This window comes from Pseudarthrobacter sp. SL88 (assembly GCF_026672455.1).
Lineage (GTDB): Bacteria > Actinomycetota > Actinomycetes > Actinomycetales > Micrococcaceae > Arthrobacter.
In genome coordinates, this window is sequence record NZ_JAPPRD010000001.1 from 526810 (window position 1) to 540343 (window position 13534).

Below are 13534 nucleotides of genomic sequence, written 5' to 3' on the forward strand. Positions count from 1 at the left end.
GGGAGGTATCTGACGCATTGGCAACATCACACACAACGAGGAAGGAGAGAGCCGCATGAGCGAGTGGCGGCGTTACGATTCACACCTGATCCCGGCGTTCCATGAGCGCTTTGAACAGCGGTGGGGCAAAGGAACGGCACCCTTCCTGGATCCTGAAGCCCATGAGGAGCCGGTGCCGCGGGCGCAGTGGATCAACCCGTCAACCGGCGCAGCCCTTGCCGTGGTGCCGGTGTGGACCGTGGATGAACGGCAACAGCGGTCCTTCGGCGTTTTCTACCTTCCGCCTGCGGGTGACATCTGGGTCCTCAGGCCGGGTTACACGGCCTACCTTGAACCTGCCGACGGCGAACCGGAGCACCTGGTCACCCTGCGCAATGATGCGTTCCGGAAGGCTGTGGCCCACGCCAAGGAGTTCCTCTTCGGCTCCCAATAGCCGTCCGCAGCAGGCTCGCTGACGGGCACCGCAGCAGTTACTCGTCAGGGGGCCTCCGCTGTGCCATCCTGAGACGTACTTATCCGCCGATCACCACGAAGGCCGCCAGATGCACATCTCCGCCAAGGACCTCGCAGCAATCATTCCCCCGGGGTTCACGCTCGGCGTCGCCACCGCGGCCATCCAGATTGAGGGGGCCCTGGACGAGGACGGCCGCGGTCCCGCAGGCTGGGATGTTTTCGCCGCCAAGCCCGGTGCGATCGTGGACAGCCACAGCCCTGCGGTGGCCACGGACCACTACCACCGGATGCCGCAGGACGTTGCCCTCATGAAGCAGCTGGGGGTGGACTCCTACCGGTTCTCCTTTGCCTGGCCGAGGATCCAGCCCACCGGCAGCGGACCCGCCAACAGCGCAGGCCTCGCGTTCTACGACCGTCTCCTCGACGAGTTGCTGGCCAACGGAATCTCCCCGATGGCCACCATCTACCACTGGGACACGCCGCTGGCGCTGGACGAGGCAGGCGGCTGGATGAACCGTGACACCGCGTACCGGCTGGGGGAGTATGCCGCAATCCTCGCGGAGAAGTTCGGCGACCGGGTTGCGCGGTGGGTAACCATCAACGAACCGGCCACCGTCACCACCAACGGCTACACGCTGGGCTTGCACTCGCCGGGCAAGGAGCTGATGCTGGGTGCCTTCCCCACTGTGCACCACCAGCTGCTGGGCCACGGACTTGCCGTGCAGGCACTGCGTGCCGCCAAGGTCCCCGGCGAAATCGGGATGACCAATGTCTACTCACCCATGGTCCCCAACTCCATCAATCCGCTGGATAAGATCAGCGCCGGCCTCATGGACCTCGCCCAGAACCGGCTGTACGCGGACCCCGTCCTCACCGGAAAATATCCGGACCTCATCAGGGCAGCGAAGTTCTTCTCCTCCTTCGAACATCCGGAGGAGGACATGGAACTGATCTCCCAGCCACTGGATTTCTACGGGCTCAACTACTACATGCCCACCAAGGTGGCCGTTGGCCCCGGCGGCGGGGCGGTCCCGGCCAGCATGGCCGAAGCCATGGGCAGCGACCTGAGCGCGGCAGGCAACGGCGGCACACCGTTCCACGTGGAAACCTGGCCCGAAGCGGACATCACGTCCTACGGCTGGCCGGTGAAGCCCGAGTACATGGGGGTGGCGCTGAAGGAAATGGCCGAGCGATATCCCAACCTCCCGCCCGTCATCCTCACCGAGGGCGGTGCCAGTTTCGAGGACATCATCGTCCGGGACAAATCCACCAACACCCGGTTCATTCCGGACGAGCGGCGGCTGAAGTACCTTTCGGACCACCTCGAGGCGGCGCTGCGCGCCACCGCTCCCGGCGGCGAAGCGGAGTCCGTGGACCTGCGCGGCTACTACGTCTGGTCACTGCTGGACAATTTCGAGTGGTCCGCGGGCTTCAAGCAGCCGTTCGGGCTGTTGCATGTGGACTTCGAGACCCTTGAGCGCACACCCAAGGCGTCCTACTTCTGGCTGCAGGAACTCATTGAAGAGCGTGACCTATTCCAGGCTGCAAGTGCGGCAATCGCCCAGGCCGTCATCCCGGAGGACGCCGCCTAGGGTCACGTTTCAGGTGGAGCGGGATCCTAGAGCAGGTCCAGCATGCCCAGCTGCTTGGCCATGCCGGCTCCGTCGGGGGAGTAGATCCACGGCACCTTGGACGCGGTATGGTCCCCGTCCTCGGAGTGGCCGCCGGCAAAAACCGATTCGCTGACGGACAGCTGGCGGATGGCGATGGCCGCCACTTTGTCCGGGTTCTCCGATGCGAAGCCGGAGTAGATGGCTTCGTCGTGCTGGCCGTTGTCCCCGATGAGGAGCCAGCGCATGTCCGGGAACTCCTTGCTGAGCCTTTCCAGGTTGCGGTGTTTGTGGTCCTGGCCGCTGCGGAACCAGCGGTCCTGCGTCAGGCCCCAGTCCGTCAGCAGCAGCGGCCCCGACGGGTACATGTTGCGGCCCAGGAACCTCGCCAGGGTAGGCGCAGCGTTCCACGGCCCGGTGGAGAGGTAAATGACGGGGGCATCGGGGTGTTCGATGGTCAGCCGGTCCAGCAGTACGGCCATCCCCGGCGTTGCCATGCGGGCCCGCTCACTGAGGACGAACGTGTTCCACAGGGCCAGGAACGGGCGGGGCAGTGCCGTCACCATCACGGTGTCATCAATATCGGACACGATGCCGAACTTCACGTCAGGGGCGATGACGTGGATCAGTGCTTCTGCCGGCTCGGTACCCTCGGCCTGCAGTGTCGCCGTGTGCCAGCCCGGCGACAGCTGGACGTCCACCTCGGTGTCCACCAGGCCACCGCGGTCAGCCTGTACGCGGGTGACAACATCACCGATGGTGATTTCGACGTCGGCGAACTGCAGCGGCACGCCGGTAAAGGCGCGCCAGCCGCGGACGTTCTGGGTAGCGTTCTTGGCCTCCTGCTCGGCCTTGCTGCCGGGAAGCGGCTTCTGCGTCATCAGCACGCGGCCCAGGACCCGGACACGGCTGGTGGATCCGTAGCCCTGGTAGGCAATGGTCCGGGGCACGAAGTCCCAACGCCTGGCGAGCCGGATCCGGAAGCTGTTGAACCCGTCGGAGATGCGGTGGGCCAAGCGGAAGGCCTGGTTCCCGCTAAGCTCGGGCCGGCGCTCCGGAATCTTTCCCGGCCGCCCGGAAGCGGGCTGGGTTGCGGGCTGGGTCGGGTTCTGCGGCGCCGGGTCCATGGTTCCACTCTGCCACAGGCGGCGGCCCGTGTGGCGGCGTGCGGGAGACGGCAGCACAGTATGACGTCAGGCGCCCAGGATGGCGCGCAGGGTCCGGGCGTTGCGCACCGCGTGCCCGCCGCCGTCGTTATTGAAATAGGCGTACACGTCCAACCCCTCCGCTGCCCAGCCGCTGATCCTGTCCGCCCACCAGTGCAGGTCATCGTCCGAATAGGAGCCGGCGTAGAGGTGCTGGTGGTCAGGCCCGTGTAGCCGGACATAGGTGAACGGGGCCGTGGTCTGGAGCAGGCACGGCAGATTGGCTCCGCTCATGATGCAGTAGGCGGCGCCGTGCCGCTCGAGGATCGCCAGGACTTCCGGGCAGTCCCAGGTGGGATGGCGGAATTCCACGGTGACCCGGATCCATTCCGGCAACGCGGCCAGGAAGTAGTCCAGCCGGGCATCGTCCCGTTCCAGTTGAGGCGGCAGCTGCACCAGGAGCACCGCCCGTTTGTCCCCGAGTTCGTGCCAGCAACGGGCAATCCGGTCCACCCAGACTTCGGGCTGGTACAGCTTCCGCGCGTGTGTGAGGCCACGCGGAGCCTTGACGGACATGCTGAAGCCCGGGGGCAGCCTGCGGTTCCAGCCGGCAAACGTGGTGTCCCGGGGCCAGCGGTAGAAGCTGGCGTTCAGCTCCACGGTGCTGAACTGCGCGACATAGTGTCCCAGCCGGTCCTTCGCCGGCAGGCCTGGCGGGTACAGGACGTTCTCCCAATGGTCATAGCTCCAGCCGGAGGTGCCGATATGGACTGCCACCACTGCAGGCTACACCGGCACTTCGCAAATGTGCCCGGAACAGGGAGCGCGTTTGTGGCAGGGTAAGGTCATGGCGCGAATCGAAGATTATGCGGTGGTAGGCGACCTTCAGACCGGGGCGCTGATCAGCAAAGAAGGTTCCATCGACTGGTTGTGCCTTCCCAGGTTCGACTCCCCGGCCTGCTTCACCGCGTTGCTGGACACGCCCGACGCCGGCCGCTGGCTGCTGGCGCCCGAAAGCGGCGGACCGTGCACCCGGCGGGGATACCGGGACGGCAGCCTGATCCTGGAAACCGAATGGGACACCCCCGACGGGACGGTGCGCGTCATCGATTTCATGCCGCCGCGTGATTCTGTGGCGGACATCGTGCGGATCGTCGAGGGCGTCAGCGGCACCGTGAAGATGCACTGCGAGCTGGTCCTGCGCTTCGACTACGGCCACATCGTTCCATGGGTACGCAAGGACAAGCACGGCCTCCACGCCATCGCGGGGCCGGACGCTGCCTACTTCGTGACGCCGGCGGAGGTACACGGCGAGAACATGCACACCGTGGGCGACTTCACCGTCAGCGCCGGGGAACGTATCCCGTTCGTCCTCACGTGGGCTCCCAGCCATGTGGGCCGGCCGCACTCGGTGGACGCGGAGAAGGTCCTGGACACCACCTTCGCCTTCTGGCGCGGCTGGACCACCCAGTGCACGGTGCAGGGCGAATACCAGGACGCCGTGGTGCGCTCGCTGGTGACCCTCAAGGCGCTTACCTACGCACCAACCGGCGGCATCGTGGCCGCCGTGACCACCTCCCTGCCCGAACAGCCCGGTGGTCCCCGCAACTGGGACTACCGGTACTGCTGGCTGCGGGACGCCACCATGACGCTGCAGGCGCTCCTGGCCGCCGGCTACACCGCCGAGGCGGCCGCCTGGCGGGAATGGCTGCTGCGGGCGGTGGCCGGGGACCCGGCCGACCTGCAGATCATGTACGGCATACACGGCGAGCGGCGCCTGCCCGAGCTGGAGCTGCCCTGGCTCAGGGGATATGAGAATTCGGCGCCCGTGCGGATCGGCAACGCGGCGGCCGAGCAGCTCCAGCTGGACGTGTGGGGCGAGGTGCTGGACTGCCTGGCGCTGACCCGTAATTCACTGCTGAAGCATCCGGACGATTCGTGGGACCTGCAGTGCGCCCTGATGACCCACCTGGAAACCATCTGGGACCAGCCGGACAACGGGTTGTGGGAAATGCGCGGCCCCCGCAGGCACTTCACCCATTCGAAGGTCATGGCGTGGGTTGCCGCCGACCGGATGGTCAAGGGCGTCAGGGAGTCCGGGCTGCCGGGGCCGGTGGAGAGGTGGGAGGCGCTGCGGGACACCATCCACCGGGATGTGATGGCCAACGGGTTCGACGCCGGACGCAACACTTTCGTGCAGTCCTACGGCAGCCCAGAGCTTGATGCCAGCCTGCTGCTGATTCCGCGGGTGGGCTTCCTGCCGCCGGATGATCCCCGCGTCATCGGGACCATCGAGGCGATCCAGCGCGAGCTGACCGAGGACGGGTTCGTGCTTCGCTACCGTCCGGAGAAGAGCGACGACGGCCTGCCGGGGAGCGAGGGCGTCTTCCTCGCCTGCTCGTTCTGGCTGGTGGAGGCGCTGCTCGGCGCGGGACGGCATGAGGAGTCACGCGAACTGTTCGAGCGCCTCCTGGAGCTGCGCAATGACGTGGGGCTCCTGAGCGAGGAGTGGGCAGTCCGCGCGGGCCGGCAACTGGGCAACACCCCGCAGGCGTTCAGCCACTTTGCCCTTGTGACTAGCGCTTTGGAGCTGCATCAGGATACCGTTCGCCGGAGTGACACCCCTATCCCGCCGGAATCGGCGGGGCGGCGCTGAGGCGGGGCCGGCACAGGGCTGAACTTTCCCTTCGCAGAATAGATAAGTAGACTTACTAACACCTCATGGAGTGCTCCACAAGCACAATGCCGTGACTGACGGAGGAGGAGTGATTCGCATGGCCGGGTATTTTGAACTCGTTGATGCCCCTGATGGTGGCTACAGGGTCAGGATGATGGACGGGGCGGGCCACCTGATGGCAATCTCGGTGACCTTTCCCACGAAGCGGGCGGCCGTGGCCGGAGTGGCCATGGCCCGTGAAATTGCAGGCACAGGCCTTATTCGGGATAAAAGCCTGGACGGTGCCGGAACGGTGATCAGGGAACGGGTCCGGCCCGTGGCAACGCCCAAGGAAGAAGCTGCCCGGCACAAGAAGGCCCCGGAGGCCAGGCGGGCCGCGGTGGGCTGATGGGCCGGCAGGACGCACCCCCCGGTGGACGCCGCCGGGGGGTTCTCTTTGACGTTGACGGGACGCTGATCGATTCGTCGTACCTACACACCGTTTCCTGGTGGGGTGCCTTCCGCCAGTACGGCTATGACGTTCCGATGGCATCCATCCACTACCTCGTGGGCATGGGCGGGGACCGGCTGGTGGACAGCCTGCTGCCCGAGGGCCGGGACCGCAGCGCCGATGAGGACATCATGGCCAGCCACGGCGCACTGTACGCCGCCCGCTGGCCTTCCCTGCGCGCGTTTGATGGTTCGAAGGACCTGCTGGCCCGGTGCCATGCCGGTGGCCTCGCCGTCGCCCTGGCCTCGTCGGCCCGGGAGCAGGACCTGCAGATCATGAAGGGAATCCTTGACGCTGACGCGTTCATCGATGCCGCCACCAGCTCCAAGGATGCCGAGGAGAGCAAGCCTGCCCCGGACATCCTGGCTGCTGCCCTGGAAGCGATCGACGTAGAGCCGGCCGATGCTGTCTTCGTCGGAGACGCAGTCTGGGACATGAAGGCCGCGGCCGCGCTCGGCATCCCGGCTGTGGGGGTCACCTGCGGGGGAATCAGCGCCGACGTGCTCCGGGACGCCGGCGCGGTGGACGTCTACGAGGGACCTGCCGACCTGTTGCGGAACCTGGCCGGCAGCGCCATCGGGAAGCTGCTGAACCGCGGCAGCTAGCCCGGGGTTTTCATGGAAGAGCCGCCTGCCACGTCCTTCTCGGTGCCGTTGTCGGAGGGTTTGACCCAGGAAACGGCCACCTTCACGGAGCCGTCATCGTTCCGTTCGACGTCCGTGACGACGTCGGCCAGGCTGGCTCCCATGTCAACAATCCGGGCCCGGTAGCTGGCCACCAGGTCCTCCAGGCTGGCTTCAGTCCATTCGCCGGGCCGATCGTGCCCCCAGCGAGAGCCCGGGCCGCCTGGCGTAAGAGTGCCAAATGCCTGAAGATCATCAGCATGCTTACTTTTTGCCCGAAAATTCGGTAGCGTCGAATGAAGGGCGCACGGCCCGGACTGCGAGGAAAAGGAGAACACCGTGAAAGCACTGACCTGGCAAGGAAAACGATCAGTCAGCGTCGAAGAAGTACCCGATCCCGTGATCCAGGAGCCTACCGATGCGATCGTGCGCATCACCTCCACGGCGATCTGCGGGTCCGACCTGCACCTGTACGAGGTCCTGGGGCCCTACATGCACAAGGGCGACGTGATCGGCCACGAACCGATGGGCATCGTGGAAGAAGTGGGAAGCGCCGTCACCAACCTGCGCAAGGGTGACCGCGTGGTGATCCCGTTCAACATCTCCTGCGGCTCCTGCTACATGTGCAAGCAAGGGCTGCAGTCCCAATGCGAAACCACCCAGGTAAAGGAAAAAGGCTCGGGAGCAGCCCTCTTTGGCTACTCCGAACTGTACGGCTCAGTGCCGGGCGGGCAGGCCGAGTACCTCCGTGTCCCGCACGCGGATTACGGACCCGTCAAGGTGGGGACCGAACTGCCGGACGAACGGTACCTGTTCCTTTCCGACATCCTGCCCACGGCCTGGCAGGCGGTGGAGTACGCGGACGTGCAGCCCGGCGGCACCCTTGCGGTGTTGGGGCTCGGGCCAGTGGGGCAGTTCGCCGCCCGCATCGGCGTCCAGCGCGGCTTCAACGTGGTGGGCGTGGACCCCGTCCCGGAACGCCGCGCCATGGCGGCCCGGCACGGCGTGGACACGCTCGATTACACCAAAACCGTCGGTGACGAACTGCGGGAGAAGACCGCCGGTAGGGGCCCTGACGCGGTGGTGGACGCCGTCGGCATGGAAGCCCATGGCTCCCCGGTGGCCGGATTCGCGCACCAGGCACTGGGACTGCTGCCGGACAAGCTGGCACAAAAGGCCATGGAGACCGCCGGTGTTGACCGCCTCGCCGCGCTGCACACAGCCATCGACGCCGTCCGGCGCGGGGGAACGCTCTCGCTCAGCGGAGTCTATGGCGGCCAGGCCAGCCCCATGCCGCTGCTGACCATGTTCGACAAGCAGATCCAGGTGCGGATGGGCCAGTGCAACGTGCGGCGTTGGACGGATGACATCCTCCCGCTGGTGGAGGACGACGCCGATCCGCTGGGCGTCATGGACCTCGTCACCCACCGCTCGGGTCTGGACGGGGCACCGGCACTCTACGAGAAGTTCCAGAAGAAGGAAGACGGCTGCATCAAGGTAGTCCTTAACCCGGGAGCCTGAGCCGCATCACGAATGCCGCTCAGCACAGGTGGTTGAGCGCGTCCTGGGAGACCTCCGCCAGCTCGGAAATCAACGGGTTGACCCCCAGGGTAGGCGGCTCGGGGGGATAGGCCACCGCCATGGCCAGCTGGGTCTTGCCGTCCTCGCTGGTCATGGCAATGGTTCCGTAACCGTCGGTGTCGCCAGGCAGGCCGTAGTAGAAGCGGTTGTTGCAGGTGTTGTTCCAGCGTCGCAGCGCAAAGCCGTAGTACTGCAGGTAGCCGCCCTTCATGGCCGTAACGCTGTCCGGCGGGAGCAGTTCGCCCTTCAGGATCGCGGCGTAGAAACGGTTCACCTCCGGCAGGGTAGAAACTGCTCCGGAAGAGGGAGCCTCCGCCTGCCATTCTGGCAAGCTGGCATCCAGGCGCGCGCCGCCCACCATGACGTAGCCGTGAACCATGCCCGGAAGGGCCGGCCCGCCCAGCCGGGTTGCGCCCAGGCCCAGCGGACGGGCTATGTCCGTGGCCAGGACCTGTGCGATGTCCTGGCCGCGGAGCCGTTCGACGATCAGGGCCAGCGCCGCATAGTTGGTCCGCGAATAGTTGGAGATCCGTGCCAGCCGCGGCTCCCACGGGACGGTGGCCGCCAGGGCCAGCTGCTGCTCGAGGCTGATCTTCCGGACCGTGACCTTTTCCCAGGGGCCGGATGCCAGGAGTGGATCGGTGAAGTCGGGCAGCCCCGACTCGTGGGTCAGAAGCTGCCGCACACTGACCGGGCCGGGCGGATGCAGGACGCTCCAGAACTCCGGCAGGTAGCGGCTCACCGGGTCGTCGAGGCCGAGCTTTCCTTCCGCCACCAGCTTCAGCACGGAAACCGCCACGAATGATTCGGTGATGCCGCCAACCCGGACGGGGTCGGACGCCGCTGCAGGTTCGCGCGTTTCCAGGTTCCGCACCCCGGCCGCGTGTGTCCAGGCCTTGCCTCCATACCGGACGTCAATCAGGACGGCGGGTGCACCCTCGCCGATCATGCGGTCGCTGAAGGCCTCCAGGAGGGCGAAAGCGGCAGCCCTGTCCGGGTCCGTCGGCGTCGGGTCCGGAGGGCGGGGCTCGCCTGTGCAGCCGGCAGCTGAGATCAGGAGGGCGGTGCACAGGGCAGCAGCCGCCCGTATCCATCCGCCGCCCCGGCGCGCACCCATGGACCCATTTTCCCCCAACTGGGTAGCAGCACATGTCGTTTCGGGGCCCCAAAACGACATGTGCTGCTACTGGGTTGGGAGGGGGTAGGTGCTTAGGTGAGGCGCACCTGGCGGTTCATGTCCTTGTACAGCAGGTAGCGGAATTCGCCGGGGCCGCCGGCGTAGCAGGCCTGCGGGCAGAAGGCGCGCAGCCACATGAAGTCGCCCGCCTCCACCTCCACCCAGTCGTTGTTGAGCAGGTACATGGCCTTGCCCTCCAGGACGTACAGGCCGTGTTCCATCACGTGGGTTTCGGGGAAGGGGATGACGCCGCCGGGCTGGAACGTCACGATGTTCACCTGCATGTCGTGGGCCAGGTCGCTGGAGTCGGTGAACCGGGTGGTCTTCCAGGCATCGTTGGTGTCCGGCATCGACGTCGGCTGGATGTCCTTTTCATTGGTGACGAAGGACTTGGCTTCGAAGCCTTCCAGCCGTTCGTACGCTTTGCGGATCCAGTGGAAGGACACGACGTCGTCCGAAACGTTCTCCAGGCCCCACTCCGCACCGGCGGCAAGGTACGCGTAGCCGCCTTCCTCGAGCTGGTGGAGTTCGCCGTCGAGGGTGAGGTTGACCTGCCCGCGGGTCACGAAGACGACGCCTTCGACGCCGGCTTCGAACTCGGCCTTGGGCGCTCCGCCGCCGGGGCCGATCTCAACGATCAGCTGGGAGAACGTGGTGGCGAAGCCTGAGATGGGGCGGGCGATAATCCACGAGCGGGTGTTCGCGAAGCCCGGCAGGTTGGACGTGACGATGTCCGTCATGACGCCCTTGGGGATCACGGTGTAGGCCTCGGTGACGATGGCCCGTTCGGTGGTCAGGTGCGTCTGCGGGGGCAGCCCGCCGGTGGGGGAGTAGTACTTACCCATGGAGGAGATCCTTTGCTGTGGTGGTGGAAGTGGCGAGCCGCGGGTGCGCCAGTGCGGTGAGCTGGGGAATCCCGACGCCGGCAAGCGCCTGGACCTCTTCGGCACCTACTGCGCCGCACTGGACGCCGCGGAGGACGAACGCGGCCAGCGCGCGGGCGGTGGCGGGCTCGTCCATGACGCCGCCCTCGGTGCGTTCGACGTAGTTGCGGAGCCGGGCTGCTGCAGCCGGGAGGCCTTCGCGGTAGAAGGCATAGGTGGCGGCGAACCGGCTGGGCAGCTGGGCCGGGTGCAGGTCCCAGCCCTGGTAGTAGCCGCGTTCCAGGGACCGGCGGACCAGCCGTCCGTGCAGCCGCCAGGCGTTCTCCACGTTGTCGCCCACCGGAATGATGTTGGTGGACCCGTCGGAGAGCCGGATACCGGTGCCGGCAACGGCCAGCTGCATGACTTCCTTCGCGAAGTCGGCCACGGGGTGCTCCATGGACTGGTATTCGGCGGAGATCTGCAGCGATGCGGAGTAGTCGTAGGTGCCGTAGTGCAGGCCGCTGATGCGGCCAGGCACGGCATGCGGCAGCTGCGCCACCGGCGAGGTGCCGTCCGGGCCCAGGATCAGCTGGGGTGTTTCCACCTGGACCTCGAAGCGCAGCCGCCCGGCGGGCAGCGAGTGGACTTCCTCCAGCCTGGAGACTGCGTAGTCCATGGCCCGGACCTGGTCCACGGTGGTGACCTTGGGCAGGGTCAGGACCAGTCCCCCGGGCAGCTCGCCGGCCGCAGCGAGTCCGGAGACGAACAGGTCCAGGGTGCGCAGGCCGCGGGCCCGGGTGGCCGCTTCGAAGCACTTAAAGCGGATGCCGATGAACGGGGGAGCGGACCCGGCCGCGACGGCCTGGGCCACCGCGGCAGCCGCGGCAACAGCGGCAGTGTCCTCGGCGTCGTCGCCCCTGTCCCCGAAGCCGTCTTCGAAGTCCAGGCGCAGGTCCTCGATGGGTTCGCTGGCGAGCTTGGCTTCGACGCGTGCTGCGACCGCCTCGGCGAGGCCGGGCTCCTGCCCCAGGAGCCGGCCCAGCGTGTCGTAGCCGCCGTGCGCCTCCACGGTGGCCCTGGCCTCGGCGCCCCACTGGGCAGCGAACGACGGCGTGAACCGGTCCGCGGGGACGTACACCGTGTGCACGGGCTGGCGGGAGCCGTCGTCGCCCGGGTAGTTCTGCTCGAGCAGCCGGTCGGTGGCGGCCAGTTGCCCGTCGATGGACGCGAGGTCTCCCGCCGACAGTGAGGGTTTGGGTGTTGCGGCCATGCCTCAGCCCACCAGTTCGTAAGCGGGGGTGGTGAGGAAGTCCGTGTAGCCGTCCGAGAGGCAGATGTCGGCGATCAGGTCGCTGGCCGGCTGGTAGTAGCGGCGGAACGCTTCGTCGCCCACTTCGGTGCGGAGCCGTTCGGTTTCCTCCCCCAGGATCCGCTCCACCAGGTCCTTGGTGACGGTGTTGCCGGTGTCGGCGAGGACGGACTTGTTGCGGATCTGCTGCCAGACCTGCGAACGGGAGATCTCCGCGGTGGCGGCGTCCTCCATGAGGTTGTGGATGGCCACTGCGCCGTTGCCGGACAGCCACACGGCCGTGTAGGCCACGGCAACGTACAGGTTCAGGCGCAGCCCGGCCTCGGTGACCTGGCCCCCGGCGGAGGAGACGTCCAGCAGCTCGGCTGCAGTGACTGACACTTCGGGGCGCTGCCGGTCCACCTGGTTTGGCTTGTCGCCGAGCACGGAATCGAACACCTCGCGGCAGGTGGACACCAGGTCCGGGTGCGCAACCCAGGAGCCGTCGAACCCGTCGTTGGCTTCACGGGTCTTGTCCGCCCGGACCTTTTCGAAGGCCGCTGCCGTGACCTCCGGGTGGCGGCGGTTGGGGATGACGGCGGCCATGCCGCCCATGGCGAAGGCACCGCGGCGGTGGCAGGTCTTGACCAGCAGTTCGGTGTAGGCGCGCATGAAGGGCGCGGTCATGGCCACGGAGGCGCGGTCCGGCAGGACGAACTCCTCGCCGGCGTCGCGGAAATACTTGATGATGCTGAACAGGTAGTCCCAGCGGCCGGCATTCAGGCCCGAGGCGTGGTCCCGCAGCTCGTAAAGGATCTCGTCCATCTCGAACGCGGCCGGGATGGTCTCGATCAGCACCGTGGCGCGGATGGTGCCCTGGTGCAGTCCGAGGAAGTCCTGGGCGAACACGAACACGTCGTTCCACAGCCGCGCCTCGAGGTGGCTTTCCATCTTCGGCAGGTAGTAGTACGGGCCCTGCCCGTTCAGCACCAGCTGCTTGGCGACGTGGAAGAAGTGCAGGCCGAAGTCCACCAGTGCGCCTACGGCGGGTTCGCCGTTGATGAGGAGGTGCTTCTCCTGCATATGCCAGCCGCGCGGGCGGGCCACCACGACGGCGAGTGGCGCGTCAGTGCGGAGCTTGTATTCCTTGCCCTCTTCCGAGGTGAAGCTGAGCGTGCCCTGGGCGGCATCGCGGAGGTTCAGGATGGCGTCGATGACGTTGCCCCAGGTTGGTGTGCTGGCGTCCTCAAGGTCCGCCAGCCACACCTTGGCGCCCGAGTTCAGCGCATTAATGGCCATCTTTGCCGGCGAGGCAGGTCCTGTCATCTCCACGCGGCGGTCCTGCAGTGCCGCTGGGGCGGCAGCGACCTTCCAGTCGCCGTCGCGCACGTCCTGCGTCTCCGGCAGGAAGTCCAGCTTGCCGGTGTCGGCCACGCGCTGCCGCTTGGCGGAACGGGCCGCGAGGAGGCCGTTGCGGGTGCCGGCGAACCGGTTGTGCAGTTCCTCCACGAACGCCAGCGCCTTGGGGGTGAGGATCTCCTCCGCGCGGTTGATCGGCAGGGGATCTGTGACAGTGATGGCCATTTCTGGTCCTTTCCTTAGGCTGAAGACTTGTGCTGAAGTC

13 protein-coding genes are annotated in these 13534 nt (G+C 66.8%); 6 read left to right on the top strand and 7 right to left on the bottom strand.

Annotation, left to right across the window (positions count from 1 at the left end; translation table 11 throughout):
- The first annotated feature begins 55 nt into the window (after positions 1-55).
- The gene (locus OVA06_RS02370) at positions 56-433 is read left to right on the top strand and encodes a hypothetical protein (RefSeq protein ID WP_056078099.1); all 378 of its coding nucleotides are present in this window, start codon (positions 56-58) and stop codon (positions 431-433) included.
- A 109-nt stretch (positions 434-542) separates the two neighbouring features.
- Positions 543-2045 (top strand): glycoside hydrolase family 1 protein, encoded by a 1503-nt coding sequence (locus tag OVA06_RS02375; RefSeq protein ID WP_268156020.1) that lies wholly within the window; start codon positions 543-545, stop codon positions 2043-2045.
- Positions 2046-2071: 26 nt separating this feature from the next.
- Here OVA06_RS02375 and OVA06_RS02380 read toward each other — a convergent pair whose 3' ends face one another.
- Positions 2072-3190, bottom strand: coding sequence for an App1 family protein (locus OVA06_RS02380; protein WP_268156022.1), 1119 nt, complete (start codon positions 3188-3190; stop codon positions 2072-2074).
- 66 nt (positions 3191-3256) lie between these two features.
- Positions 3257-3985, bottom strand: a complete 729-nt coding sequence (locus OVA06_RS02385) for a DUF72 domain-containing protein (protein ID WP_268156024.1) — start codon at positions 3983-3985, stop codon at positions 3257-3259.
- Positions 3986-4055: 70 nt separating this feature from the next.
- On the opposite strand from OVA06_RS02385, the gene OVA06_RS02390 reads away from it, so the two are divergent.
- The 3 genes from OVA06_RS02390 to OVA06_RS02400 all read left to right on the top strand — a co-directional run bounded on the left by OVA06_RS02390 (position 4056) and on the right by OVA06_RS02400 (position 6980).
- Complete coding sequence (locus tag OVA06_RS02390; protein WP_268156026.1) at positions 4056-5864, top strand: glycoside hydrolase family 15 protein; 1809 nt, start codon at positions 4056-4058, stop codon at positions 5862-5864.
- Positions 5865-5982: 118 nt separating this feature from the next.
- The gene (locus OVA06_RS02395) at positions 5983-6273 is read left to right on the top strand and encodes a hypothetical protein (protein WP_056078112.1); all 291 of its coding nucleotides are present in this window, start codon (positions 5983-5985) and stop codon (positions 6271-6273) included.
- A complete protein-coding gene (locus OVA06_RS02400) occupies positions 6273-6980 on the top strand; it encodes an HAD family hydrolase (protein ID WP_268156028.1) in 708 nt (235 codons plus the stop codon). Before OVA06_RS02395 ends, OVA06_RS02400 begins: the two co-directional genes overlap by 1 nt.
- On the opposite strand, the gene OVA06_RS02405 is transcribed toward OVA06_RS02400, so the two are convergent.
- Entirely contained in the window at positions 6977-7153 is a 177-nt protein-coding gene (locus tag OVA06_RS02405) for a hypothetical protein (protein WP_268156030.1), read from the bottom strand. The two genes, OVA06_RS02400 and OVA06_RS02405, sit on opposite strands and share 4 nt — an antisense overlap.
- 184 nt (positions 7154-7337) lie before the next feature.
- Between OVA06_RS02405 and OVA06_RS02410 the strand changes: the two genes are divergently transcribed.
- Positions 7338-8519, top strand: coding sequence for a zinc-dependent alcohol dehydrogenase (locus OVA06_RS02410; RefSeq protein WP_268156032.1), 1182 nt, complete (start codon positions 7338-7340; stop codon positions 8517-8519).
- A gap of 19 nt (positions 8520-8538) precedes the next feature.
- On the opposite strand, the gene OVA06_RS02415 is transcribed toward OVA06_RS02410, so the two are convergent.
- The 4 genes from OVA06_RS02415 to aceB all read right to left on the bottom strand — a co-directional run bounded on the left by OVA06_RS02415 (position 8539) and on the right by aceB (position 13494).
- Entirely contained in the window at positions 8539-9696 is a 1158-nt protein-coding gene (locus tag OVA06_RS02415; RefSeq protein ID WP_268156034.1) for a serine hydrolase domain-containing protein, read from the bottom strand.
- A gap of 92 nt (positions 9697-9788) precedes the next feature.
- Complete coding sequence (locus OVA06_RS02420; RefSeq protein ID WP_268156036.1) at positions 9789-10601, bottom strand: bifunctional allantoicase/(S)-ureidoglycine aminohydrolase; 813 nt, start codon at positions 10599-10601, stop codon at positions 9789-9791.
- Positions 10594-11892: a DUF6986 family protein gene (locus OVA06_RS02425; protein WP_268156038.1), complete on the bottom strand. Its 1299-nt coding sequence runs from the start codon at positions 11890-11892 to the stop codon at positions 10594-10596. The genes OVA06_RS02420 and OVA06_RS02425 overlap by 8 nt, the downstream gene beginning before the upstream one ends.
- Positions 11893-11895: 3 nt before the next feature.
- Positions 11896-13494, bottom strand: a complete 1599-nt coding sequence (gene aceB, locus OVA06_RS02430; RefSeq protein WP_261620288.1) for a malate synthase A — start codon at positions 13492-13494, stop codon at positions 11896-11898.
- Between the last annotated feature and the right edge of the window lie 40 nt (positions 13495-13534).